This is a genomic window from Plantactinospora sp. B5E13 (assembly GCF_039871775.1).
Classification (GTDB): Bacteria; Actinomycetota; Actinomycetes; order Mycobacteriales; family Micromonosporaceae; genus Plantactinospora.
Genome location: NZ_JBDPLT010000031.1, coordinates 21,081 through 45,541, shown reverse-complemented (window position 1 = coordinate 45,541; position 24,461 = coordinate 21,081). Strand labels below are relative to the sequence as shown.

Annotated in this window: 19 protein-coding genes and 1 pseudogene; 15 read left to right on the top strand and 5 right to left on the bottom strand. The window is 72.6% G+C overall.

The genetic code is table 11. The annotated features are described in order from the left end of the window. The first annotated feature begins 177 nt into the window (after window positions 1-177). Window positions 178-480, top strand: coding sequence for a hypothetical protein (locus ABGB05_RS24495; protein WP_347655841.1), 303 nt, complete (start codon window positions 178-180; stop codon window positions 478-480). A 150-nt stretch (window positions 481-630) separates the two neighbouring features. Then, on the top strand, window positions 631-2,307 hold the full coding sequence (locus tag ABGB05_RS24490; protein ID WP_347655840.1) for an amidase: 1,677 nt from the start codon (window positions 631-633) through the stop codon (window positions 2,305-2,307). Between the two features lie 82 nt (window positions 2,308-2,389). On the opposite strand, the gene ABGB05_RS24485 is transcribed toward ABGB05_RS24490, so the two are convergent. Next, window positions 2,390-3,238: an alpha/beta fold hydrolase gene (locus ABGB05_RS24485; protein WP_347655838.1), complete on the bottom strand. Its 849-nt coding sequence runs from the start codon at window positions 3,236-3,238 to the stop codon at window positions 2,390-2,392. 204 nt (window positions 3,239-3,442) lie between these two features. Between ABGB05_RS24485 and ABGB05_RS24480 the strand changes: the two genes are divergently transcribed. From ABGB05_RS24480 to ABGB05_RS24455, 6 genes are all read left to right on the top strand, one after another. After that, window positions 3,443-6,163: a glycoside hydrolase family 3 C-terminal domain-containing protein gene (locus ABGB05_RS24480; protein ID WP_347655837.1), complete on the top strand. Its 2,721-nt coding sequence runs from the start codon at window positions 3,443-3,445 to the stop codon at window positions 6,161-6,163. Between the two features lie 110 nt (window positions 6,164-6,273). Beyond that, window positions 6,274-6,681: a hypothetical protein gene (locus ABGB05_RS24475; RefSeq protein ID WP_347655835.1), complete on the top strand. Its 408-nt coding sequence runs from the start codon at window positions 6,274-6,276 to the stop codon at window positions 6,679-6,681. After that, window positions 6,678-7,718 (top strand): hypothetical protein, encoded by a 1,041-nt coding sequence (locus ABGB05_RS24470; protein ID WP_347655834.1) that lies wholly within the window; start codon window positions 6,678-6,680, stop codon window positions 7,716-7,718. Before ABGB05_RS24475 ends, ABGB05_RS24470 begins: the two co-directional genes overlap by 4 nt. A gap of 13 nt (window positions 7,719-7,731) precedes the next feature. After that, entirely contained in the window at window positions 7,732-8,340 is a 609-nt protein-coding gene (locus ABGB05_RS24465; RefSeq protein WP_347655833.1) for a hypothetical protein, read from the top strand. A 191-nt stretch (window positions 8,341-8,531) separates the two neighbouring features. Further along, window positions 8,532-9,566 carry a helix-turn-helix domain-containing protein gene (locus tag ABGB05_RS24460; RefSeq protein ID WP_347655831.1) on the top strand — a complete coding sequence of 345 codons (1,035 nt, stop codon included), beginning with the start codon at window positions 8,532-8,534 and terminating at the stop codon, window positions 9,564-9,566. Between the two features lie 223 nt (window positions 9,567-9,789). Continuing rightward, on the top strand, window positions 9,790-10,587 hold the full coding sequence (locus tag ABGB05_RS24455) for a helix-turn-helix domain-containing protein (RefSeq protein ID WP_347655830.1): 798 nt from the start codon (window positions 9,790-9,792) through the stop codon (window positions 10,585-10,587). 16 nt (window positions 10,588-10,603) lie between these two features. On the opposite strand, the gene ABGB05_RS24450 is transcribed toward ABGB05_RS24455, so the two are convergent. Next, window positions 10,604-11,482: an alpha/beta hydrolase gene (locus ABGB05_RS24450; RefSeq protein WP_347655828.1), complete on the bottom strand. Its 879-nt coding sequence runs from the start codon at window positions 11,480-11,482 to the stop codon at window positions 10,604-10,606. 199 nt (window positions 11,483-11,681) lie between these two features. Between ABGB05_RS24450 and ABGB05_RS24445 the strand changes: the two are divergent. Both ABGB05_RS24445 and ABGB05_RS24440 read left to right on the top strand, forming a co-directional pair. Further along, a pseudogene (locus ABGB05_RS24445) lies at window positions 11,682-12,386 on the top strand (BTAD domain-containing putative transcriptional regulator); the annotation flags it as partial. A gap of 232 nt (window positions 12,387-12,618) precedes the next feature. Then, window positions 12,619-15,177 carry an AAA family ATPase gene (locus tag ABGB05_RS24440; protein ID WP_347655826.1) on the top strand — a complete coding sequence of 853 codons (2,559 nt, stop codon included), beginning with the start codon at window positions 12,619-12,621 and terminating at the stop codon, window positions 15,175-15,177. A gap of 23 nt (window positions 15,178-15,200) precedes the next feature. Here ABGB05_RS24440 and ABGB05_RS24435 read toward each other — a convergent pair whose 3' ends face one another. Next, window positions 15,201-16,175: a MerR family transcriptional regulator gene (locus tag ABGB05_RS24435; protein ID WP_347655825.1), complete on the bottom strand. Its 975-nt coding sequence runs from the start codon at window positions 16,173-16,175 to the stop codon at window positions 15,201-15,203. Between the two features lie 165 nt (window positions 16,176-16,340). Here ABGB05_RS24435 and ABGB05_RS24430 point away from each other — a divergent pair, with 165 nt between their 5' ends. Next, the gene (locus tag ABGB05_RS24430; RefSeq protein ID WP_347655823.1) at window positions 16,341-16,916 is read left to right on the top strand and encodes a TetR/AcrR family transcriptional regulator; all 576 of its coding nucleotides are present in this window, start codon (window positions 16,341-16,343) and stop codon (window positions 16,914-16,916) included. A 37-nt stretch (window positions 16,917-16,953) separates the two neighbouring features. Then, window positions 16,954-17,952 (top strand): zinc-dependent alcohol dehydrogenase family protein, encoded by a 999-nt coding sequence (locus tag ABGB05_RS24425; protein ID WP_347655822.1) that lies wholly within the window; start codon window positions 16,954-16,956, stop codon window positions 17,950-17,952. 334 nt (window positions 17,953-18,286) lie between these two features. Here the strand turns inward: ABGB05_RS24425 and ABGB05_RS24420 are convergent, their stop codons facing one another. Together ABGB05_RS24420 and ABGB05_RS24415 are read right to left on the bottom strand one after the other, a co-directional pair. Continuing rightward, window positions 18,287-18,964, bottom strand: a complete 678-nt coding sequence (locus ABGB05_RS24420; RefSeq protein WP_347655821.1) for a response regulator transcription factor — start codon at window positions 18,962-18,964, stop codon at window positions 18,287-18,289. Further along, window positions 18,961-20,232 (bottom strand): sensor histidine kinase, encoded by a 1,272-nt coding sequence (locus tag ABGB05_RS24415; RefSeq protein ID WP_347655819.1) that lies wholly within the window; start codon window positions 20,230-20,232, stop codon window positions 18,961-18,963. Before ABGB05_RS24415 ends, ABGB05_RS24420 begins: the two co-directional genes overlap by 4 nt. A 155-nt stretch (window positions 20,233-20,387) precedes the next feature. Between ABGB05_RS24415 and ABGB05_RS24410 the strand changes: the two genes are divergently transcribed. From ABGB05_RS24410 to ABGB05_RS24400, 3 genes are read left to right on the top strand one after another with little or no spacing between them, the layout of a single operon-like run. After that, a complete protein-coding gene (locus ABGB05_RS24410; RefSeq protein ID WP_347655818.1) occupies window positions 20,388-21,347 on the top strand; it encodes an ATP-binding cassette domain-containing protein in 960 nt (319 codons plus the stop codon). Then, a complete protein-coding gene (locus tag ABGB05_RS24405) occupies window positions 21,344-22,960 on the top strand; it encodes a hypothetical protein (protein WP_347655817.1) in 1,617 nt (538 codons plus the stop codon). The genes ABGB05_RS24410 and ABGB05_RS24405 overlap by 4 nt, the downstream gene beginning before the upstream one ends. Beyond that, window positions 22,957-23,751 (top strand): ABC transporter permease, encoded by a 795-nt coding sequence (locus tag ABGB05_RS24400; RefSeq protein WP_347655816.1) that lies wholly within the window; start codon window positions 22,957-22,959, stop codon window positions 23,749-23,751. Before ABGB05_RS24405 ends, ABGB05_RS24400 begins: the two co-directional genes overlap by 4 nt. Window positions 23,752-24,461: the final 710 nt, after the last annotated feature.

Below are 24,461 nucleotides of genomic sequence, written 5' to 3'. Positions count from 1 at the left end.
GTCCGAGAAGCCAGTGTACGCCGCCGTCGCAGGGTTCACCGCCACGTGATCTTGCTGTTACCGGCCCGAGACGGTTCCCCCCGAGAGTGGGTCCACATCGATGATCAAGATCGGGGTGACCTGGTCGAATGATCAACGCCGGCCCATCCCGCACCCGAACCTCGCGAGGAGCACGCCATGGCACCAACCCCACCCACCGACGCCGAACTGGACACGATGATCCGGGCCCGACTCGCCAGCCTCGGCATCGACCTCGACCAGTTGCCACCCGGCACCGCCGCCGACCCGGAGACCGGATCCCCGGGGCGGGACTCCGTCCTCGCCTCGCTGCGCGCCTTCGTCCGGGGCACCGTCGGCACGCTCGCCGCGCACCAGCTGCCGGCCCCGCCCGGAACCGACCCGGCGACCGCGAAGGCACTGTCCCAGCAACCGGCGCCGATGCTCTACCCGTCGATCAGCACCGAATGGCGGAGGGCATGACCGAGCGCAGCGAGGTCATCAACAAACTCAGTCACGCAGGTCATGACGACGACGAGCGCAGCGAGGAGACGGCATGACCGAGCGCAGCGAGGTCATCAACAAACCCAGTCACCCAGGTCATGACGACGACGAGCGCAGCGAGGAGACGGCATGACCGAGTTGGCTGAACCCCTGGACCGTGGTGTCGACCGTCGGGCGTTCCTGGCCCGGACCGCCGCACTGGCCGGCGCCGCCAGCATCGGCGGCGCACTGACCCTGCCGTCCGCCGCGTCGGCGACCCCGGGTGGCGGCCCGGCACACCACCCGCACCCGGGCGGCATCCCGGGACTGGACCGGCCCGACGCGTACGTCCGACCCCGGCCGGAGGCGCTGGCCGACCCCACCGAGCTGACCATCGCCGAGGCGGCCTGGCTGATCCGGGCCGGCAAGCTCCGACCGGAGGAGCTGGTCGAGGCGTACCTCGACCGGATCGGCGGCTACGAGTCGACGTACCAGGCGTTCAACGTCGTGCTCGCGGACGCCGCGCTCGCCGCGGCCCGGACCGCCGCCCGGCGTCCCCGCTCCGGCCCGCTGCACGGCATCCCGCTGGCGATCAAGGACAACTACTGGACGGCGGGCGTGCCGACCACCGCCAACTCCTACCTGTTCCGCGACTTCGTGCCGCCGTACGACGCGACGGCGGTGGCCCGGCTCAAGGCGGCCGGGGCGATCGTGCTGGGCAAGACCCAGATGGGGCCGCTGGCCACCACCCGGGCCACCACGCCGGACGGGGTGGTCACCACGGTGAACGCCTGGACGCCGACGAACCCGGGCACCGACCCCGGCGGCTCGTCCACCGGCACCGCCACCGCGGTCGCCGGTCGACTCGCCACCGCCGGCACCGGCACCCAGACCGGCGGCTCGATCACCGCACCCTCGAACGCGCAGAACCTGACCGGGCTCAAGCCGACCATGGGCCGGGTCTCGCTGCACGGCATCATCCCGCTCAGCTACACCCGGGACCATCCGGGACCGCTGGCCCGAGACGCCAGGGACGCGGCGATCATGTTGACCGCGATGGCCGGCGAGGACCCGGCCGATCCGCGCAGCCAAGGCCTGCCGCCGGTGCCGCACCTGATCGACGCGGCCACCCCGGTGTACGCCGGCAAGCGCGTCAAGCTGCGCTGGAAGACCCGGATCGGGGTGCTGCCCGGATACGCCGACGGCAGCTCGGCGAGCGCCCTGGCCCGGCGGGCGTTCCTCGCCGAACTGGCGGCGATGCCGAACGCGACCGTGGTCGACGTGCCGCTGCCGGAGGACTGGGACCTGCTCGGCGGCAACACCTTCAACAACGTACGGCTGCCGGAGCGGACCGAGCCGTTCCTGCCGTACCTGCGGACCGACCTGCGCGGCTTCGGGGTGTCGGTGACCAGTTGGCTGCAGGGCGCGCTGATGGGCGGACCGGAGTTCATCACCGGGCAGCGGGCCAAGCTGCTCTTCCTGGAACGGGTCCTCGACCAGCTCTTCGACGCCTGTGACGTGGTGGTGCAGACCGGTCCGGTGCCGTTCGACATCCTCGGCCTGCCGGAGATCGGCTTCCCGATCGGGTTCACCGCCGCCGGGGTGCCGATCGGCACGATCCTCGGCGGTCTGCCGTACGGCGAGGACCGGTTGTTGTCGGTGGTGGCCGCGTACCAGGCGGTGACGGACTGGCACCGGCGGCGGCCGCCGAACCCGCCGGCCGTGGCGGCGGACGCCCGGGCCGCCCGCGGCACGATGCGGGCGACCGCACCCGACCCGGGACGGGGCCGGCTCACCGCCGAGCAGGTCGCCGAACTGACCGAGTAGGAGTGTGTACCCGGCCGGCGGTGGGTCGGAGGGCCCCGCCTACCGCCGGCCCACGCCGGTCCGGGTCGCCTGGCGCGTTCCGTCAGCCGAGCCGGCCGACGATCGCCGCCAGGTCCTCCGGCCTGGACAGGAACGGTGCGTGCGAGGAGTCCAGCGTCACGACCGTGGTGGGATTCTCCGGGAAGGCGGCGTCGGCCTCTGCGACGAGAACCCGCTGGAGGGCCGGGCGGATCGCCATGTCCCGGGTGCAGACGACGTACGTGCGGGGAACGGAGCCCCAGCCGTCGCGGGTCAGCCGGGTGGTGTCGCCCATCATGCTGGCGGGGGCGTCCGGGGTCAGCAGGGCCAGGGCGGCGTCGGCGACGACCGGGGCGACGTCGCCGTAGAACGCGGCGCGGAGCTGCCGACGATAGGCGGGGTCGTTCGAGGCAAGGTCGAGCCGCAACGCCCCGGTCACGGCGGGATCACCTCGCAGGGCGGGCAGGACCAGCGCGTCCGCGTTCTCCGGCAGCGCGAAGTACCGGTCGGCCGCCCGGTCCGAGGCGGGCATGATCGCGGCGAGGTACACCGCGTGCGCGACCAGCTCGGGAACCTGCTGCGCCGCCCGGGTGAGGACGACACCGCCCATGCTGTGTGCCACCACGGTGACCCGGCCACCCCGACCGAGCATTCTGATCTGGGAGATCAGCAGCTCGGCGGCCTGGTCGAGGTCCACGTCCGCCACCGGCGAGACCTCGGTGGCCAGCTCCTCCGGGTCGAAGGGGCGCACGGTCAGACACTCGGGCCGACGGGCCCGCAACCCGTGCCCGGCCATGTCGACCGCCAGCGTCGGGCGGCCGTACCGCACGAGGTGGGCAATGACCTCGGTCCAGCACCAGGCACCGTGCCAGGAGCCGTGCAGGAACAGGATCGGGGTCGGGTGGGCAGACATGCCGCTCCTTCCGGTGGGTTGCGGGCTCCGGCACCTGGACGGTGTGCATTCCGCCGTCGTACCCGACCGCGCGCAACACGCGCCTCCTCCCGGGCCCAACCACCCGATGATACTGATCCATACCAATGGAAGGCCGCCTTGACGTCCATCGATATCGGTCATACCGTCGCCGGGGGTCCGACGGACCGGCGGAGGGACGGGGCGATGCGTGCGCGTGCCTGGGCGGCGACGGTGCTGGCCGTCGTACTGGTCAGCGGCGGTGGGTGTGAGACGGAGCCGGTGGCCGCGCCTCCCACCGGGACCAGCGGCGACGGCCCGGCCATCTACCTCGACCGGTCATACTCGGCCCGGGAGCGGGCGGTCGACCTGGTCTCCCGGATGACGCTTGCGGAGAAGGCCACCCAGCTGGTCAGCAGCCAGTCGGTGGCGATCCCCCGGCTCGGCGTCGAGGCGTACGGCTGGTGGAACGAGGCGGCACACGGGGTGGCCCGGGAGGGGACGCTGCACAACGCCAACCCGCCGATCCTGACCAACACCACGTCGTACCCGGTAAACCTGTCGCTCGGCGCCACCTGGAACCCGGACCTCGTCTACCGGGAGGCGACCGCCATCTCCGACGAGGCCCGGGAGGTGGTCCGGGACAACCGCCTCGACCTGAACTTCTACTCCCCCACCATCAACCTGGCCCGCGACCCGCGCTGGGGCCGCAACGACGAGGCGTTCAGCGAGGATCCGCTGCTCACCGCCGCGCTGGCGGCGCAGTTCGTGAACGGGATGGAGGGCAAGGACCGGACCGGCCGGCTCCTGCCGGAAGGTGGTGGTTATCTGAAGACCAGCACCACCCTCAAGCACTACGCGGCGAACAACAGTGAGTTCGACCGGCTGACCGGCACCGCCGACATGGACGACCGGACCCTGCGCGAGTACTACACCGCCCAGTTCCGGGAGGTGGTCGAACGCAGTTCGCCGGCCTCCATCATGACCTCGTACAACCGGGTCAACGGGTGGCCGACCACCGCCAGCGGCTACCTGATGACCGAACTGGCCCGGCAGACGTTCGGCTTCACCGGCTTCTTCACCTCCGACTGCGACTCGATCCGGGAGATCCAGCACGGCCACCACTGGCAGCCGCCCGGCCATCCGGCCCCGCTGGACCACATCGAACGGCACGCGTACGCGAACTCGGCCGGGCTGGACCTGAACTGTCAGCAGGGCTACCACGACCAGTGGAGCTACGCGAACACCATCCCCACCGCGATCGCGCGTGGCATCACCACCCCGACCGGCCGCTACACCGAGGCGGACGTCGACAACGCCCTGGTCCGGCTGCTGACCACCCGGATCCGGTTGGGCGAGTTCGACCCGGCCGAGCAGGTGCCGTGGGTGACCACGGCCCGCGCCCGGGTGCCGCACGCCAGTTGGACGAACTCGGACGCCAACCGGGCGGTGACCCAGACCCGGCAGCGGCTGGCCCTGGCCCGGGAGGTCGCCGGGGAGAGCATCGTGCTGCTGAGGAACGAGCCGGCCCGCTCCGGCCGCGCCGGCCCCGGAGCCCTGCTGCCGTTGCGGGTGCCGGCGTCCGGGGCGTACCGGGTGGCGGTGGTCGGGCACTACGCCAACCCGCCCAGCATGTACCTCGGCGGCTACTCCAGCATCCAGGCCAGTGCCGGTCAGGCCAATCAGGTCAACGGCTTCCAGGGCATCCGGGCGGCGGTCCGGGCGGTGAACCCGGACGCGGTCGTCGACTTCCTGCCCGGGGTCACCTCCGACACGCTCGCCGAGGTCGACCCGGCGTCGGTCGAGGCGGCCGCCGGCTACGACGCGGTGATCGTCTACGCCGGTACGGACGAACGGCACGCCCGGGAGGACGTGGACCGGGGCACGCTGGCCCTGCCGGGCGCCCAGGCGGAGCTGATCCGACAGGTGGCGGCCCGGAACCACAACACGGTCGTCTACCTGGAGACCGCCGGACAGGTCGACGTCGAGGGGTTCGCGGCCGAGGTGCCGGCAATCCTGTGGAGTTCGTACAACGGGCAGCGCAAGGGCGAGGCGCTCGCCGACGTCCTACTCGGAAACCGCAACCCGAGCGGCCGGCTGCCGTTCACCTGGTACCGGGACGCGGGGCAACTGCCGGCGATCGACGACTACCGGATCCGGGCCGCCGCCGACGGGTCACACCCGGGGCGGACGTACCTGTACTTCGACGGCGAGGTGTCGTACCCGTTCGGTCACGGCCTCGGCTACACCCGCTTCGACTACTCCCGACCGCGGGTCGACCGCCGGTCCGTGGACGCCGACGGCACACTGCGGGTCAGCGTCGACGTCACCAACACCGGGCGGGTGCCGGGTGCCGAGGTGGTCCAGCTCTACCTGGGTACGCCGTCGGCGCCGGCCGCGTCGGAACGCCCCGGCGAGCGGCTGCGCGGCTTCGAGAAGATCTCGCTGCGGCCGAGGCAGACCCGGCGGGTCACCTTCAGCGTCAAGGTGCCCGACCTCGCCTTCTTCGAGGAGGGACAGGGCCGGTACGTGGTCGACCCGGGGACGTACACGGTCCGGGTCGGCGGCTCGGCCGCGGAGAGCGACCCGCGCCGGCAGGCCCGGGTGACGGTCCGGGGCAGTCTGCGTCCGACGCTGTCGGTGGTCACCGTCGACGCGCCGGCCCTGCTCGCCCCGGGGACCGTGGTGGTACCCGAGCTGACTATCGCGCTCAGCGACGACCGCCGGTACGGCCACCGGACCGAAGGCGCCAGCACCCCGTTGCCGGCCGGCGCCACGGTCCGGTACCACAGCAACCGTCCGGAGGTGGTGGCGGTGGACCCTGCCGGGGTCATCCGTACCCGGGCGACCGGCGTCGCCACCGTCACCGCGACCGTCAGTTTCCAGGGCGTGACCCGGTCGACAGAGTTCGTGGTAGGGGTGCGCTGACGTCGACGGACGACGCCGTCACCACAGAGGACACATCGACATTGTCACCGCCTTAACAACTTTTCGACGGGCAGCTTGCATTCACCGCCGTCAACTGTGAACATGCCCGCATGCACGGGGTGGAAAATGATCTAGAAGAGTGGGAACGACGCCAACGGGCCCGATTCACCGAGGCCCAGGACGCGCTCGCGAGATGGCGGGCGAGAATGCATTCCAAGATCGAGGAAATCGAGGGAAGGGAAGCGGCAAGAACGGTTCCGGACCGCGACGAGATACCCGAGGACGCACCGCCGGCCTACCGACGGGTGCAGGAAAAGATCGACCGCGGCGAACTGGACTGGTCGGTTGTCCTCACCGGAGAAACCGAAGACGACGACGCCCGCGCCGTGCACCTGTGGATGGAGCCACGGCTGCGACAGGTACGCGAGGTGTTCGCACTGGCCGCCGAGGGCCTTCCGATCGACGAGGCTGTCGCCCGTGCCGCGCCCGACCCGACCCGACGGGACGGTCAGCGATGACCGTCCTCGTCGAGACCAGCTACCTGCGCGGCTACGCGGCGCAGATCGAAGGCAACCATGGCGGCGCCCTCGCCACGATGGAACGCTACTGCGCCGAACACTGCACCCGTACCGACGGGCTGAACGGTCTGCTCCTGGGCACCCGCAACGCGGTGGGAATCCAGGCGTGGTCGTACGCCGGCATCTTCGAGGGAGCCCGACGCGAGCTCCTGCGGACCGCCGTCGACCTGAGGTTCGCCGCCGGCAGCTACGACCGTTCCGACGCCGCCTCGGCGGAGCGGATCTGGGTCAGCGGTCGGGCCGGTCAGCAGGCGGGCGCATACCGCGAGCAGGATGTGCGGACTGTTGGAGCCGGTTTCTCCGCAGGGGCGAGCGTCAACCTCGCCGTGCCGCGCCAGCGCAACGAGACGGAGGATGTCCGCCACTCCATCGACGAACTGCTCTACGGAGTCAGTGGCCTGGTCGAACGGTTCACCGGGTACGACCTGCTGGCAAAGGTGACACCCTTCCTGATCGGCGACTGGGGCACCATCCGGTCGATCGCCGACGCCTACGGCGAACTGGAGGGCGGCTTCAAGGAGGTCAGCCAGGACCTCGCCGACGGCATGAACGTGCTGTCGGGTCACTGGGACAGCGGTCCGGGCGGGGCCGCCGCGGCTTTTGACTACCACATTCGCAAGCGGTGGGTGCCGGCCCTGGACGCGGCGGCCCGGATGGCGAACGCCTCGGAGCAGAACTTCCAACTGCTGGCGCAGATGTACGAGTACGCGCTCACCGCACTGCTGGCCGTGGTCAACTTCTACTGCCTGCGGATCAAGCGGGCGTTGCAGGCACTGCGTACCGTCTCATCGTTTCGGGAATACCTGCTTGAACTCTACGACCTGGTCAAGGAACTGTACGGTCTGATCACAGACCTGGCCGACGTGGTCATCGAGCAGACGCTGATGTTCAAGGAGGGCGTCGAACAGGTCGTCGCCATCGGACGGCAGCTTGTCGATTTCATCCAGGACGACTTCGAAGTCTTCCGGTCGGCGTGAGGGAGGTCGGCACATGAAGGTCATCGGACCGGACGGCCGCGAGTGGAAGGTGTTCCGGCGTCGAGTGGCATGGCGCCCACACGGACTGGACCAACTGATCCGGCTGGAGAGCTTCGCCCGACCCGGGTTCGGGGATCCGATCACCGCCCTCGTCCGGACGCTGGCGGTGCTGCTGGCCCTGCCGTTCCTGCTGGTCTTTCTGGTCGACTCGGTGGTGATGCTGCTGGTTACCCCGTTCGCCCACCTGGCCCGGCGCAGCGGCAGCCGCCCGTGGCCGGTGGTGGCCCGCAGCTGGAAGCTTCCCGAATACCGGGGCAGTGCCGACACTGCGGCCGCCGCCGACCACCTGGTCTTCCGGGTCCGGGAGGAGATCATCCACTACGGCGACCCGAGGTCGCTCACCCCGCCACCCGGCCGGGAGGTGAATCTCTCGACCGAGCCGGAGAACAATCTTCCCGGTTGGGCCCGCGCCTCCCAGGAGGCGCTCGGACGGTTGGTCGACCCCCAGCGTCCACCGCCCTCCCAGCCCGGCTATCCACCACCGACCCAGCCCGGCTATCCACCACCGACCCACCCTGGCCATCCACCGCCCCCGCACGACCCGCGGTACGGCGGCCGTTGACGTCAGACGCTCGGACCCGTCCGCCGGTGACCGTCACCGGCGGACGGGTCCGCTCGTTGCACGTCCCACATCAGGTCGGTCCCGCAGACCGAACGGCCGAGGTTGCTCCAGCCGAAGTGCGGAGATGGCCACAGCCCCGGTCGTCCGGGGTCGACGCCGATCGCCAGCGGCCACGGAGGCGAGGACCCGGGATGACCTACGAGGACGTACGGAGCGCCGACCTGCCCGCGGCCGACCGGTTCGCCTGGTGGCAGGAACTGGCCGTCAAATCGATGATGAAGTCGGTCGTCACCTGCGAACACGAGGCCGACTTCCAGGTCTCGGCCCGTTCGGTCCAGCTCGGCGGCGTCACCGTGTCGAGGTTTACCTACTCCGCCCTCCGCTACTTCCGCAGCCGGAGGATGATCCGGCAGGCCGATCCCGAGCACCTCGTGCTGGGACTCGCCCTGTCCGGGCGGCTCGGCATGACGGTCGACCGGACCGAGCAGGTGGCGGAACCGGGGGCGATTCTGCTCTACGACACGTCCCAGCCGGTCCACGGCTGGACGGCGGGGGCACCCGACGGGCCTGCCACCCAACTACTGGTACAGCTACCCCGGACGCTGCTGCCGCTGCGTACCCACGAGATCGGTCGGCTGGCCGGAACCCCACTGCCCGGGCGGGAGGGCATCGGCGCCCTCACCGGCGGTTACCTGGCCGGGCTCGTCGCACACGCGGAGCGGTACCGCCCGGCGGACGCCGCCCGGCTCCGCACGGTGACCCTGGACCTGCTCACCGCCCTATTCGCCCACCACCTCGACACCGGCACCGCCGTACCGTCGGAGACACGTCACGAGGTCCTGCAGGTCCGGATCCACGAGTTCGTCGAACGGCGGCTCGGCGATCCGGGACTCTCGCCGGCCATGTTCGCCGCCGCCCACCACATCTCCCTGCGTCAGTTGCACAAACTCTTTCACCAGCAGGGACTGACCGTCGCCGGCTGGATCCGGCAGCGTCGGCTGGAGGACTGCCGGGATGCGCTCGCCGACCCCGCACAGCGGTCCCGACCGGCGCACGTCATCGCCCGACGGTACGGCTTCACCAGTTACGCCCACTTCAGCCGACTCTTCACCGCCCGGTACGGCCACTCGCCGAGCGACTACCGGCGGACCATGTCGACGGAGGCCGCTGCCGGGGCGGAGCGCGCCGGAGGGTCGGCGGACACGGCGGTGCACGGATCGTCATGACCATGCGTCGCGGGTCAACGATTCGTCGACTCCCGGGCGGCCATGCTGGCCCGGGGCAAGGCAGGCCCGCGCATCCGTACCGGAGCGGGCCGTGGACCGGGCGGATGATCCCATCCATCCGCCCGGTTCGGGTCACGGATGCTTCCCGTCACGGTGATAAGCGGAGCGGAGCACCGCGACGGGCCCGGACCTGTCGAGGAAGGTTCAGGGTCCGGTCCGGGTGGTGCGGGCAGAAGCTCCCGGCCGGACCCGGACCGGGACCGGCCGGAGGGTGCCGCCCGCCCGCTGGGACGGGTCGCGACCCCGAGCCGACGACGTACGGGCCCGGCTGGGCGCGGCGGCCGGGCCGGCGACCCGGCTCGCGGCGGTCTGCACCGGCGCCTTCGTGCTGGCCCGGACCGGCTGGCTCGCCGGCCATCCGGCGACCACCCACTGGCGGCACGCGGACCGGCTGCGGGCGGAGTTTCCCGAGATCGAGGTACGGCCGGACGAGATCCACGTCCGCAGCGGACGGTTCGCCACCAGTGCCGGGGTCACCGCCGGCATCGACCTCGCGCTCGCCCTGGTCGAGGAGGACCACGGTCCCGACCTGGCCCGGGAGGTGGCCCGGGAACTCATGGTCTTCATGCAACGGCCGGGCGGACAGTCCCAGTTCTCCGTACGGCAGGATCTGCCACCGAGCCGTGACCAGCGGCTGCGCCGGGTCGTCGACCGGATCACCGCCGACCCGGCCCGGGCGTACCCAATCGAGGAGATGGCGCGCGACGCGACGGTGACCCCACGTCACCTGCGCCGACTGTTCCAGCAGGAGTTCGGGTTCACCCCGGCGCGCTACCTGGAGCTGGCCCGGGTGGAGGCGGCCCGGGCGCTGCTGGAGCGGGGCGGCACGGTGACCGAAGTGGCCCGGCACAGCGGTTTCGGCAGCGACGAGACGCTACGACGGATCTTCACCGCGTCGTACGGCGTCCCGCCGTCGGTCTACCAGCGCCGGTTCCGGACCACGACCGCCGCTGCCCGGTAACCCCCGGGCCGCCCGGTCAGCGGGCCAGCAGGGCGCGCAGTTCCGCGACCACCTCGGCGGGCGCCTCCTCGGCCATGAAGTGGCCGCAGGAAACGGTCCGGTGTTCGAGGTCCGCCGCCCACGCCCGCCACAGTCCGACCGCGTCGTAGCCGAGCGCGGCGCCCCAGTCCTGCTGCAGCACGGTCACCGGCATGGCCAGCCGGTTCCCGGCCGCCCGGTCGGCCTCGTCGTGGGTCACGTCGATGCCGGCCGAGGCCCGGTAGTCGGCGACGATCGACGGCACCGCCGCCCGGGACGCCCGCAGGTACGCGGCCCTGACGTCGGCGGGGATCGCCTCCGGGTTCCGGGTCCAGACGTCGAGGAAGTGGCCGAAGAAGGCGTCCGCGCTGGCACTGATCAACTGCTCCGGCAGGCCGGGCGGCTGGGCCATCAGGTAGAGGTGGAAGCCGACGGCCGCGGTGGTGCCGTGCAACACGTCCCACATGTCGAGGGTCGGCAGCACGTCGAGGCTGGCCAGGTGGGTGATCGCGGCCGGGTGGTCGAGACCGGCCCGGATCGCGACCAGGGCACCCCGGTCGTGCCCGGCCAGGGCGAACCGTTCGTGGCCGAGCGCCGCCGCCAGCGCCACGACGTCGGCGGCCATGGTCCGCTTGGCGTACGCGGTCCCGTCCGGGTCGGCGGGCTTGTCACTGGCGCCGTAGCCGCGCAGGTCGGGCACGATCACCGTGTGGTCGGCGGCGAGGTCGGCGGCGACGTGCCGCCACATGAGGTGGGTCTGGGGGAAACCGTGCAGCAGCACGATCGGGCTGCCGGCGCCACCGACGGCGACGTTCAGCCGTACGCGATCGGCGACGGTGACGTGCCGGTACTCGAATCCGTTGATCCTGGGTTCCACGGACGGGCCTTCCTGTCGGGCGGATTGACCGGTTCGCGGGCAGGTGGCCCGGACCGGTCGGACGTCACCGAGCCTCTCCCGCACCGGTGAGCGGTGGATGAGCACCGGATGAGTGCAGCCGACCGGGTCGGCGGATCCGGACGGGAACGACGGGTGACGGCCGAACCCGGCCGACGGGGCGCCGACTACCGTGGGTGGCATGCAGGGGCGGGAAACGGCACCGAGGGTCACCTTCGCCGTACTCGGACCCGTGTCGGCCGCCACCGACTCCGGTCCCGTCCCGCTCGGCGGTCCCCGGCACCGCGCGGTCCTGGCCCGGCTGTTGATCGCCCGGGGTCGGGTCGTACCGGTGGACCGGCTGGTCGCCGACCTGTGGGCGGAGCCGCCGGACGGCGCGGTGGCGGCGATCCGTACCTTCGTCGCCGACCTGCGCCGGGCCCTGGAACCGGACCGGCCGCCCCGGCAGCCGGCCCGGCTGCTGGTCACCGCCGCACCGGGGTACGCGGTACGGCCGGAACCGGACGCGGTGGACGCCTGGCGCTTCGAGGCGGCGGTGGCCGGAGCCGGCCGGCTGCTCGCCGAGGGTCGGGCGGAACCGGCGCTGGAGCGGCTGACCGGGGCGCTCGCCCTCTGGCAGGGGCCCGCCTACGCCGGGTACGCCGAGCAGGGCTGGGCGGTCGGGGAGGTCAACCGGCTGGACGAGCTGCGACTGCTGGCGGTGGAGCGACGGGCCGAGGCCCTGCTGGCGCTGGGCCGGGCCGCCGAGGCCACCCCCGACCTGCGGGCCCACCTGGAGAGCCGCCCGCTGCGGGAGGACGCCTGGCACCTGCTGGCCACCGCGCTCTACTGGTCGGGCCGGCAGGGTGAGGCGCTCGCCGCGCTCCGCCGGGCCCGGGAGATCCTGGTGGCCGAACTCGGCGTGGACCCGTCACCCCGGCTCCGGCAGCTGGAGGCCGACCTTCTCGCCCAGGCCCCGCACCTGTCCCCCGAGTTCGGCACAGCCCCGGCGGCACCGGCTCTGGCGGCGGCTGCGCCGGCAGCGGCGGCGGCTCCGGCGGCGGCTGCGGCGGCGGCAGCGGCGGCGGCTCCGGCGGCGGCTGCGGCGGCGGCTGCGCCGGCAGCGGCGGAGGCGACGGATGTTTGTCGGCCGGGAGGCGGAACTGACCCGGCTGGTGGAGGCCGCCGACGAGGTCGTCCGGCGGCGCGAGCCGGCGCTCGTGCTGATCTCCGGGGACGCGGGCGCCGGCAAGACCGCGCTCGCCGAGGCGTTGACCGCGACGCTGGCCACCGACGGCTGGGCAACCGCCTGGGGCCGGATTCCGGAGTACGACGGGGCCCCGCCCGGCTGGCCGTGGCGGCAGATCACCGACGCACTCCCGCCCGGGGCACCGACCGCACCGGCCGTCCACCCGACCGGGCCGGGCCCGGAACCGGAGCGGCAGCCAGCGGCGGAACCGGAGCGGCAGCCGGGCCCGGATCCCGGGCTCGTCGCCGATCCGGCCGTTGCCCGGTTCCGGCTGCGCCGGGCGGTGGTGGGCCGACTGTCGACGGTGGCCGGACACCAACCGGCGCTACTGGTCGTCGACGACCTGCACCGGGCCGACCCGGACACCCTGGACCTGCTGACCGCGCTGCTCGCCGAACCGGAACCGGTCACCGGGCCGGTACTGCTGGTCGGGACGTACCGGGCCACCGAGATCACGCCGGAGCTGACCGTGGCACTGGCCCGGTTGGCGCGTACCGAGCCGCTCCGGATCTATCTGGGCGGACTGGCCGAGCCGGCCACCGGCGCACTCGCCGGCGCCGTCATCGGTCGGGGCCTCGATCCGGCCACCGTACGGCTCGTCCAGTGGCGCAGCGGCGGAAACCCGTTCTTCGTCCGCGAACTGGCCCGGCTGCTCGCTGCCGAGGGCGCGGCGGCCCTGGAGACGGTGCCGGCAGGGGTACGCGACGTCATCCGGCACCGGTTGGGCCGACTGTCCGAGCCGGCCCGGACGGTGCTGCGGTGGGCGGCGGTACTCGGCCGGGACGTCGACCCGGAACTGCTGGCCGCACTCGCCGCCGGAGCCGGGGCGGAGGAACTGACCGAGGCACTGCTGCTGGACGCCCTGGACGAGGCGGTACGGGCCGGTTTCCTCACCGGGGAGGAGGCCGACGGCCGGCTGCGGTTCAGCCACGTCCTGGTCCGGGACACGCTCTACGCCGACCTGTCCACGCCGCGTCGGGCCCGCTGGCACACCGTCGTCGCCGAAACCCTCGAACAGTTGCGTCCGGACGACGTGGCCGCCCTGGCGCACCACTACGGCCGGGCGACGGGCCGGGCCGCGGCGGTTCGGGCCGCGTACCACGCCGGGGCCGCCGCCGCGCGGGCCGAACGCCGTACCCGGCCGCACGAGGCGGCCCGGCTGTGGCGGGACGCGGTCGCCGCGTACGACCGGTCCGGGCAGGGTGCCGCACCGGGCCGGCTGGCCGCGACGATGGGGCTCGGCCGTACCCTCGCGGTCACCGGTCGGCTCACCGAGGCCCGCCGGCACCGGGCCGAGGCGATCGCCCTCGCCGAACGGCTCGACGACGCCGCGCTCACCGCGGAGGTGCTCGCCGCGTTCGAGGTGCCGGCGAGCTGGACCCGCAACGACGACGAGCGGCTCTCGGCGCGGATCGTCCGGCTCGCCGAACGGGCGCTGGGCACGCTTCCGGACGGGTACGTGGCGCAACGCAGCCGGCTGCTGAGCACCCTGGCGCTGGAACTGCGGGGCACGACCGGCGACCGGGGACGCCGGGCGGCGTACCAGGCAGAGGAGTCCGCCCGGCGGGCCGGCGACCCGGAGCTGCTGGCCTTCGCGCTCAACGCCCGGTTCATGCACAGTTTCGCGCGGACCGGCCTCGCCGCCGACCGGGCCGCGATCGGCGCCGAACTGGTCGAGGTCGCCGCCCGGCACGGGCTGGTCACCTTCGAGGTCCTCGGTCACCTCGTCGGCGTGCAGGCGTACGCCGCACTCGCCGACTTCGGTCCGGCCGACGCACACGCGGCCGCCGCCGACCGGCTCGCCGCCCGCTACGACCTGCCGCTGGTCGGCGTCCTGACCCGCTGGTACGGGGGCCTTCGGTTGGCCGTCGCCGGCCGGGTCGGCGAGGCGGAGGCGACCTACCGGGCGGTGGCCGCCGCCCAGGCGACGAGCGGGATGCCGGGCATGTCCCGGGGCCTGCTGCCGCTGGCGCTGCTCTCCCTCCGGCTGTCAGGGCACGACCTGCCGCAGGACCGGCCGCCGACGCTGCCGGAGGACGCGGACTGGGGTCCGGAGGAGCCGTGGGTACGACCGCTGCTGCTGCTCGCCGCCGGTCGACGTACCGAGGCGGCCGACGCGCTGCGGTCGCTGCCGGAATCGCCACACGACCTGCTCCGGGAGGCGCGGCTCGTGCTCGCCCTCCGGACGGCGCTGACCCTCGACGACCACGTCGTGCTGCGACGGGTGCACACTGAACTGCTGCCGGCTGTCGACGAGCTGGCCGGGGCGGGCAGTGGGGTGTTCAGCTTCGGACCGGTGGCCGGTTATCTGGCCGGGTCGGCGGCCGCGCTGGGCCGGCCCGAGGAGGCCGCCGAGCACCGGCGCACCGCCGCCACGGTGGCCGCCCGGGCCGGCGGCAGCAACCAGCGCCGATCCGCTCAGGCCGATAGCGGCGACCAGCGCCGCTGACCCGCCCGGGGCAGCGGCGGAGGTCAGCGCCGAGCTGCCCGGGCCGGATGGGTCCGCAGCCAGTCGAGGACCTCGACGGCGTGCCGGTCGGGGGCGGGCACCGGAGAGAAGACGTGCTCGACCCGACCGTCGGCGACGATCAGGGTCGCCCGCCCGTACAGGGTGAGTCCGCCGACCTCGAAGGTCGGCAGCCGCAGTGCGTCGCGGACCGCGAACTCGGGATCGGCCAGCATCGTGAACGGCAGGCGCAGCCGCGAGACGAGTTCGGACTGGTAGTGCCGGGGTTGGGAGGAGAGTCCGTAGACCCGGGCGGCGCCGGCGGCGCGCAGTTCGTCGTGGTGGTCGCGGAACCCGCACGCCTCGGCGGTGCAGCCGCGGGCCCCGGGGATGGTGTCGTAGCCCTCCGGCAGGTCGACGCCGGGCCGGCCGGTGAGCGGGTAGACGTACAGGACGGTGCGGCCGGGACCGAACGTGGCCAGGTCGACGGTGCTGCCGTCGGTGGCGGGCAGGGTGACGGCCGGTAGTCGTACCCCGACCAGCCGGCTGATCTCCGGGCCACCGTCGCCCCGGGTCGGCGGGTCACACCGGACCGTGGGGCCGGCGGAACCCCGCTCGGTGACCGCGAACGGGGCGCTGTCCGGGATCAGCCGGCCGGCGGCCCGGGCCAGGTGGGCGGCGAGCGCGTCGCGCCGCCGGGTCAGCTGGCTGATCCGCTCGGCGAGCTGGTCGATCGCGTGCCGGTACGCGGCCAGCGACGCCGGACACTCGTCGGCCGACCCGTGCCCGCTGGCCAGACACTCGACGAACGGTCGGGTCTCCTCGACCGAGAGCCCGAGCGCGGTCAGTTCCCGGATCTCCCGCACCTGCCGGACCGCCGCCGGGTCGTAGTCCCGGTAGCCGTTCGGCGAGCGGGTCGGCACGACCAGGCCGACCCGCTCGTAGTACCGCAGCGCCCGGATCGTGACCCCGGCCTGCTCTGCCACCTCTCCCGCTCGCATGTTCCGACGGTAAACCCGTACCCCGGGGTCCGGGTCAAGCGTCGATCCGGGTCGGCGATATTGATCATCGCGGAGGCGATGCCCGCGTCGTGAGCGGAAACACGCCACCGCCCTTAATCAAACGAACTAGTCTGTTCGATTAAGGGCGGCGATCGGGAGGCGACGATGGCGACGAAGATCAGGAAGACCAACACCGAGGAACGGATCCTCGGTACGGCCGCCCGGCTGTTCTACGCCCACGGGCTGCGCGGCGTCGGTATCGACCAGGTGATCGCCGAGTCCGGGGTGGCGAAGTCGACCCTCTACGTGCACTTCCGAACCAGGGAGGAGCTGGTGGCCGCGTACCTGCGGCGCACCGACGAATCCTGGCGGGCCCAGTTGCGGGCGGCGGCGGAACGCGCCGGTGCCCGGCCGGCGGACCAGCTGGTCGGCCTCTTCGACGCCCTGCTGGACGCCTTCGACCGGCACGGGTTCTTCGGGTGTCCCTTCGTCAGCGCGGCGGTCGAGGCACCGCTCGACTCCCAGGCCCGGGCGATCACGGTCCGGCACACCGAACGCCGACAGGAGTGGCTGACCGAGCTGGCCACCGGGGCCGGCGCCACCGAACCGGCCGCGCTCGCCCGCCGGATCGGTCTCCTGATCGACGGCGCGCTCACCTCCGGCCGGCTGCTGCAGGACCGCAGCGTGGTCGACGAGGCCAAGGCCGCCGCCCGGTCACTACTCGACCGGCACCTGGCCTGACAGTTTCCCGTTCACGACCGAAAGACGAGGTGGCGCCATGCGCGCCGTACTGCTCAACGAGTTCGACGGCCCGCTGACCGTGGCCGAGATCCCGACGCCCGTACCCGGCCCGGGTGAGGTGCTGGTGCGGGTGGCGGCGAGCGGGGTCAACCCGCTGGACACCAAGATCCGGGCGGGGAGGGCCGCCCACGCCCGGAGTCGGCCGCCGGCCGTACTCGGCATGGACCTGGCCGGCGTCGTGGTGGAGGTCGGCCCGGAGGTCACCGCCTTCGGCCCCGGCGACCGGGTGTACGGCCTCACCGGTGGCGTCGGCGACCTGCAGGGCTCGCTCGCCGAGTACGCGGCCGTGGACGCCCGACTGCTCGCCCACGTACCCGGAGCACTGAGCCTGCGGGAGGCGGCGGCGCTGCCGCTGGCCGCGATCACCAGCTGGGAGGCGCTGGTGGACCGGGCCCGGGTCGGCGCCGGCCAGCGGGTGCTGGTCCACGGCGGCGCCGGCGGTGTCGGACAGGCCGGCGTCCAGCTCGCCCGCGCCCGGGGCGCCGAGGTCTTCGCCACCGGGTCGGCCCGGAGCCTGGAGACGATCCGGCGACTCGGGGCGACCCCGATCGACTACACCAGCACCCCGGTCGAGCGGTACGTCGACGAGCACACCGACGGCGAGGGCTTCGACGTCGTCTTCGACACCGTCGGCGGCGCCACCCTCGACCAGTCCTTCGTCGCGGTCCGGACCTACACCGGGCACGTGGTCAGCGCGCTCGGCTGGGGCACACACAGCCTCGCCCCGCTGTCGTTCCGGGGTGCCACCTACTCCGGAGTCTTCACCCTGATGCCGATGCTGACCGGGGTCGGCCGGGAGCACCACGGCGAGATCCTGCGCGAGGTGGGCGACCTCGCCGACAACGGCCAGCTGCGTCCGGTACTCGACTCCCGACGGTTCACCCTGGACACCGTCGCGGACGCGCACGCGGTGGTGGAGCAGGGCGCCGCGACCGGCAAGATCGTGGTCGACGTCGACCACACCCTCGACGCCTGATCGCCGCCGTCGTCGGCCCGGCCGTTCCGGAGAACCCGGCCGCCCGGGCGCTGGGCGGCTACTGGTCCCGGCACGGGGTACGTGATGGGCGCCGCCCAGAGCGAGGACAGCTTCCAGGCCGTACGCGAACTGACCCTGGGTTACCTGGTGCCGATTCGGCGGACCGGCGAGATCGCCCGTACACCTGCCGCTCAACCACCTCGGCCGTCTGCTCCGGCCCACCACCGAGCAGGGCTGACACCGCCAGCGGGCGACGTGCGAGCCTCTGCGGCTATCGCCGCCCGTCGGCACGCCACGAACGCCTCGGCGTCGCACCGCGGTCAGGGGTCGTTGTTCACCGTCCGGGCCGGTTGCCGCGCGGGACGACCAGTCCGGTCTCGTAGGCGACGACGACCGCCTGTGTCCTGTCCCGCAGACCGAGTTTGCCCAACAGGCGACTGACATGGGTTTTTATGGTCTCGTCGCTGACCACGAGTCGCTCGGCGATCTCCGGGTTGGACAGGCCTTCGGCCATGAGCCGCAGCACGTCGGTCTCCCGCGGGGTGAGCGTGTCGAGCGGGGCGGGGTGTTGGGGCGGTCGCGGGCGCAGACGCGCGAACTCGCCGATGAGTCGTCGGGTCACCTTCGGCGCGAGGAGTGCTTCACCGGCCGCGACGACCCGGATGGCGTCGAAGAGCCGTTCGGCGGTGACGTCCTTGAGAAGGAAGCCACTCGCTCCGGCGCCGAGTGCGTCGTAGACGTGTTCGTCGAGGTCGAACGTGGTGAGGATGAGGATCCGGGGGCCGTCGGCGGCGGCGATGTGCCGGGTGGCCGCGATGCCGTCCATCACCGGCATGCGGATGTCCATGAGCACTACGTCGGGTCGCTGTTCCCGGCAGACCCGTACCGTCTCGGCGCCGTCGGCGGCGCTGCCGACGACGGTGAGGTCCGGCTGCGTGTCGAGGAGCATGACGAAGCCGGCCCGGACGACCTCGTCGTCGTCGGCGACGACGACTCGCACGGCGCGGCTCATCGGTCCGTCACGGATTCGCTGGTTCCGACGAGGGTTCGGGCGCGCCGGTGGTGGTCGGGCTCGGCCGGGACGGGCGCCGCCTCCTCGGGGAGGGGCAGTACCGCGTTGACCAGGAAGCCGCCACCCGGTGCGGCGCCGGTCCACAGCTCGCCACGCAGGGTGGCGACCCGCTCGCGCATGCCGAGCAGCCCGTGTCCGGTACCCGAGCGCCGCCCGGGGACCGGCCCTGGGCCGTTGTCGCGGACCCGTACGCGCAGGACGTCGCTCGTGTATGCCAGCTCGACGTCGACCGCGGCGCCGGGAGCATGCCGGCGGGCGTTGGTCAACGCCTCCTGCACGATCCGGTACGTGGTGAGCTGCACGCCGGGATCGAGCGGGACGATGTGGCCGGAGACGAGCAGCCGTACGCCCGCCCCGGTCGATTCGCGTGCCTCGTCGAGCAACTCGGTGAGCTGCCGTAGGCCGGGCTGCGGCGTGCGGTACGGCTCGATCACGCCGGCCTCCTCGTCGTCGCGCAGGACCCCGAGGAGTCGACGCATCTCGGTGAGCGCGGCCCGCGCCGTGTCGCCGATCGCGAGGAGGCGCTTCGCCCCCTCCGGCGGCAGGCCCGGCGTGGCCAGTCGGGCTGCCTCCGCCTGCACCGCGATCTTCGAGATGTGGTGGGCCACGACGTCGTGCAACTCGCGGGCGATCCGGGCGCGTTCGCCCCGCGCCGCGTACGCGAGCAGGGTCTTGGCCATCGCCTCGCGGGACTCGTCGCGGGCCGTCACCACTGCACGGGTGCGTACCGCGGCACCAGCGCCGGCCGTCCCGACGGCGACCGCCGCGATGACGAGCGCAGAGATCCGCCCGTCCCGGCCACCACCGGGCGGGCCCAGGATCGCGTAGACCACGAACGGCAAGACGAACCAGCCTGCCACGGTCACCCGGCGGCTTCGCCCCAGCACGTAGAGCGCGGCGATCTCGGCGACGAGCGCCGCGATCGGCGGCCGGGGGTACAACGCGAGCATGAGCGACGCTGCTGCTGTCGTCGCGGTGACGGCCCATACCGGCTGGGTCGGCAGCAGCGCCACCGGCGCGGTGGCGCAGAGGGCGAGGAGCAACGCCGCCGGCAGCAGGGCATCGGAGACCACGCCGGGCAGCACGGTCTCTGCCATCGCGGTGAACCCGAGCACCGCCGCGGCGACCGCTGGCAGCTCGGGCAGGCCGGTGACGCGTCCGACGATCCGTCCGACTGCGGCCGGCCAGCGGTGAGCACGCCCCTCCATCCGGCCATTGTCCCGGCATCGCCGGTCCGGCGCGTCCCCCGACGCCCGTCCCCCGTGCGGGGGACTCCGTCGCCGCGACGTCCCCCGGAGCCCTGCGGCAAAGTCGGTTCCGCAGCGGGACGACCGGCCGTCACCGGCCGCCTAGCGTCGCTACCATGACTGAATCTCCCGCACGCGGCGCTCGCGTGACGATCGAGGTGCGCGGGCTGCGCAAACGGTACGGCTCAAAGGTGGCCGTCGACGACCTGTCGTTCACTGTCGAGCCCGGCATGGTGACCGGATTCGTCGGGCCGAACGGCGCCGGCAAGTCCACCACGATGCGAATCGTTCTCGGGCTCGACGCTGCCGATGCCGGCACCGCACTGGTCGGCGGCCGGCCGTACCGGACCCTCGCCCGGCCGCTGCGCACGGTTGGCGCGCTCCTCGACGCCTCTGCGGTTCACCCGGGTCGCAGCGCCCGCAACCATCTGCTCTGGCTCGCCCAGTCCAACGCGATCCCACGCCGCCGCGTCGACGAGGTCCTCGACCTCGCCGGCCTCACCACGGTCGCGAAGCGGACGGTCGGCGGATTCTCACTCGGTATGCGGCAGCGGCTCGGCATCGCCGCCGCACTGCTCGGGGACCCGGCGGTGATCATATTCGACGAGCCGCTCAACGGCCTGGACATCGAGGGCATCCAGTGGATCCGCGGCTTGCTGCGATCCCTGGCCGACGACGGTCGGGCGGTCCTGATCTCCAGTCACCTGATGAGTGAACTGGAGGACAGCGCCGACCACCTGCTCGTCATCGGCCGCGGCCGGCTCCTGGCCGATACGACTGTCCGGGAACTGGTCACGACCGCATCCGGGGACCGGGTGGCTGTCCGTACAGGCATGCGTACGGAGGCGATGACGGCCCTCGCCGACACGGGCGCGCTGGCCACCATCACCGACGGGGAGACGGTGACCGTGGCCGGCCTGTCCATCGAGCGCGTCGTCGAGTTGCTCACCCGGCGCGGCGTGACGTTCACCGGGGTGTCCGCGCACCGGGCCTCCCTCGAAGAGGCGTACATGGAACTGACCCGCGACGCGGTCGAGTTCGGCACCGCCGGGCGCGGGGGGCGGGCCGCCCGATGACCGCCACCGCACACCGCGCCGCCGACACACTGCCGGACGTCGACCGCCCCAGCTTCGCCCGGCTCATGCTGTCGGAGTGGACGAAGCTGCGTACGGTCCGCCGCTGGACCGTCGCCCTGCTGGCGGCACCCGTGTTAATCATCCTCGTCGGCGTCCTGACCGCGTCGAGCAGCCAACCCGGAGCCCTCGACTCGCCCCTCGTCGGCCCGGACGGCACCTGGGTGCAGGACCGGTTCCATTTCGTCCACCGTCCCCTCACCGGCGACGGCACGGTGACGACCCGGATCGCCTCGACGACGCTGGAGTTCAGCGTGCCGCCGGAGGATGGCGGCGACGCACGGGCCAGGGACGTGGAGCGGACCGTGTGGTCCAAAGCCGGGCTGATGATCAAGGATGGACTGCGGCCGGGCGCGCGCTACGCCGCGGTGATGGTAACCCCCGGCCGCGGCGTCCGGCTGCAGTCGAACTTCACGACCGACATCGCCGGCCCGGCTGCCGGCGCGCCGACCTGGCTCAGGCTCACCCGCGCCGGTTCGACGATCAGCGCCTTCCAGTCGGCGGACGGACTCTCCTGGGATCCGGTCGGCACCGTCACCGTCCCGGGCCTGCCGCAGACCGTCGAGGTCGGGCCCTTCGTCGCCTCACCAACCGCGACCCTGCTGGCGCAGCGACAGTTCGGCAGCATCCGCCTCGGCCAGTACCCGACCACGACCCGGGCGGTGTTCGAACGGCCGACGCTGGAGCCGGCCGGGGCCCCGGGCACCGGGTCCGGTGAGCCGTCGGACGGCTGGCAGGACGACGAGGTCGACGACTCAGCGGTTCAGGCCGGCACGCCACCGGCACCTGACCGGGCGGGCGGCAAGGGGCCACAGGCCGCACCGCCCCCAGCCGTCTGGGCGGGCGACCGCCTCACGCTGGTCGGCGTCGGCGACATCGCGCCACGAACGCCCGGCGAGGACGTGATCAAGCAGAACCTGACCGGCGGGTACGCCGGGCTGATGGCGATCGTCGCGGTGGCGGTCCTGTTCGTCACCGCCGAGTACCGGCGAGGCATGCTCCGCACCACGTTCGCGGCAAGCCCCGGACGGCGGCGGGTACTGGCGGCCAAGGCACTGGTCGTCGGCGCGGTCGCGTTCGTCATCGGGTTCACGGCCAGCGTCGCCGTGCTGCTCATCACTCAGCCGATCATGCGCGACAACGGCTTCCTGCCCCCCGTCTACCCGGACTGGTCACTGACCGACCCCACGGTGTCGCGCGCCATTGTCGGCACCGCCGCCGTGCTGGCCGCGATCGCGGTGTTCAGCCTGGCCCTCGGCACGGTACTGCGACGCGCCGCCGGCACGGTCGCCGCCGTCATCGTACTCATCGTCCTGCCGCAGCTCCTCGCCAGCGGCCTGCCACCAGTGGCCGGGCAGTGGCTGATGCGGCTCACCCCCGCCGCCGGGTTCACGATCCAGCAGACAATCCCGCGGTACGACCATGTGCCCCGGATCTGCGTGCCCGAAAACGGCTGCGTCTACGACCAGCCGTGGGCCGGGTTCGCGGTCATCTGCGCCTACGCACTGGTCACGATGGCCGTCGCGCTGTGGGCAGTGCAGCGCAGGGACGCGTGAGCGCCGTGCACGCCATCCATGCGGAGTGGACAAAACTACGGACCGTCGCCAGTACGCCCTGGCTCCTCTTCGCCGCCGTCGCCGTCACCGTCGGCATCAGCGCGATGGTCACGGCCGGTGCCAGCAGCCGAACCTGCCCGACCCCGTCGATATGCCTGGACGACCTGCCGAGGCTCGGCCTCACCGGCGCCCAGTACGGGCAGATCTTCGTCGTCGTGCTCGCCGTCCTGGTGATGAGTGAGGAGTACACCACGCGTTCAATCACCATGTCCCTGGCCGCGGTACCACGTCGATGGCGGCTGTACCTGAGCAAGGCGGCCATCCTCACCGGCGTGGTGGTCGTCGTCGGTTCACTCGGCGTCCTCGGCGCGTTGCTCGCCGTCCGGCGTCTCCTGCCCGGCACCGCGCTCAGCGCCGCCAACAGCGACCAGAGCCTGTCGCTCGCCGACGGGCCGACACTGCGCGCCGGGTATGGCACCGTGCTCTACCTCGCCCTGGTGGCGCTGTTGAGCTATGGCGTCGCCGCGATACTACGCGACACGGCCGGGTCGATCGCCACGATGCTCCTCCTGCTGTACGTCGCACCGATCCTGACCTCGATCATCACCGACCCTGCGTGGCTGAAGCGGATCGAACAGTTCTCGCCGATGTTGGCCGGCCTCAAAATCCAGGCGACGACGGCACTGGACACGCTGGTGATCGGACCGTGGCAGGGCCTGGGCGTCCTCGCCCTGTGGGCAGCCGGCGCCCTCCTCGCCGGCCTGCTCTCACTTCAACTCCGCGACGTGTGACCCCCGTCCTCGTGGTCGGTCGCCACGACCAATCACGAGATCCTCATCGGACGTCGCGCTTGGATTCCCGAGCGCTCAGCCGTACGCGACCGAGCCAGTCACCGAATCCCGAGACAGGAACGGAGGGAGTTCGGGTGACCGATTCAGGACATGCCCGGCGACGGGCCCGGCCGGCCGGAAGACCACGATGAAACCGACGTATGACCGGACGGGACGCCCCACCGCCGTGGTCGGCTGCCCGCGTCAGGTGTTCGGCGCGGCGAAAGCGGAGATTGGGCGGCGGCTAAGGCGCCCCTCTCGACGGGCATCCGCCGCCGTCCCCTGGGCGGATGGCTGCGGATCAGGGTTCCGGCGGAACCCCTCGGCGACAGGGTCCGATCAAGGTCGTCCCCTACGACGCGCGCTGGCCGATCAGCTTCGCCGAGCAGCAGATCCGGATCGAGGCGGCCCTCGGAAACCGACTTGTCGGTCGGGTCGAGCACGTCGGCAGTACCTCGATTCCCGGCCTGGCCGCCAAGCCGATCGTCGACATGCTCGCCCGCCGAATACGCACAGCTCAAGGCCGAGCTCGCGGCGGCAGACGACGAGGATCGACCGAGGTACCGGTCCGGCAAGGCGCCGTTCATCGAGGATGTGCTGCGACGGCTGGAGTCACCTGCCGACCTGCGACCTCGGTAGCGGCCGATAATCGCTCGCGCCGTACTCGACGA

What these genes read in the sequence shown, in the direction of transcription:
- ABGB05_RS24495 (WP_347655841.1), top strand. Translation starts at nt 178, where the DNA reads ATGGCACCAACCCCACCCACCGACGCCGAACTGGACACGATGATCCGG.
- ABGB05_RS24490 (WP_347655840.1), top strand. Translation starts at nt 631, where the DNA reads ATGACCGAGTTGGCTGAACCCCTGGACCGTGGTGTCGACCGTCGGGCG.
- ABGB05_RS24485 (WP_347655838.1), bottom strand. Translation starts at nt 3,238, where the DNA reads ATGTCTGCCCACCCGACCCCGATCCTGTTCCTGCACGGCTCCTGGCAC.
- ABGB05_RS24480 (WP_347655837.1), top strand. Translation starts at nt 3,443, where the DNA reads ATGCGTGCGCGTGCCTGGGCGGCGACGGTGCTGGCCGTCGTACTGGTC.
- ABGB05_RS24475 (WP_347655835.1), top strand. Translation starts at nt 6,274, where the DNA reads ATGCACGGGGTGGAAAATGATCTAGAAGAGTGGGAACGACGCCAACGG.
- ABGB05_RS24470 (WP_347655834.1), top strand. Translation starts at nt 6,678, where the DNA reads ATGACCGTCCTCGTCGAGACCAGCTACCTGCGCGGCTACGCGGCGCAG.
- ABGB05_RS24465 (WP_347655833.1), top strand. Translation starts at nt 7,732, where the DNA reads ATGAAGGTCATCGGACCGGACGGCCGCGAGTGGAAGGTGTTCCGGCGT.
- ABGB05_RS24460 (WP_347655831.1), top strand. Translation starts at nt 8,532, where the DNA reads ATGACCTACGAGGACGTACGGAGCGCCGACCTGCCCGCGGCCGACCGG.
- ABGB05_RS24440 (WP_347655826.1), top strand. Translation starts at nt 12,619, where the DNA reads ATGTTTGTCGGCCGGGAGGCGGAACTGACCCGGCTGGTGGAGGCCGCC.
- ABGB05_RS24435 (WP_347655825.1), bottom strand. Translation starts at nt 16,175, where the DNA reads ATGCGAGCGGGAGAGGTGGCAGAGCAGGCCGGGGTCACGATCCGGGCG.
- ABGB05_RS24430 (WP_347655823.1), top strand. Translation starts at nt 16,341, where the DNA reads ATGGCGACGAAGATCAGGAAGACCAACACCGAGGAACGGATCCTCGGT.
- ABGB05_RS24425 (WP_347655822.1), top strand. Translation starts at nt 16,954, where the DNA reads ATGCGCGCCGTACTGCTCAACGAGTTCGACGGCCCGCTGACCGTGGCC.
- ABGB05_RS24420 (WP_347655821.1), bottom strand. Translation starts at nt 18,964, where the DNA reads ATGAGCCGCGCCGTGCGAGTCGTCGTCGCCGACGACGACGAGGTCGTC.
- ABGB05_RS24415 (WP_347655819.1), bottom strand. Translation starts at nt 20,232, where the DNA reads ATGGAGGGGCGTGCTCACCGCTGGCCGGCCGCAGTCGGACGGATCGTC.
- ABGB05_RS24410 (WP_347655818.1), top strand. Translation starts at nt 20,388, where the DNA reads ATGACTGAATCTCCCGCACGCGGCGCTCGCGTGACGATCGAGGTGCGC.
- ABGB05_RS24405 (WP_347655817.1), top strand. Translation starts at nt 21,344, where the DNA reads ATGACCGCCACCGCACACCGCGCCGCCGACACACTGCCGGACGTCGAC.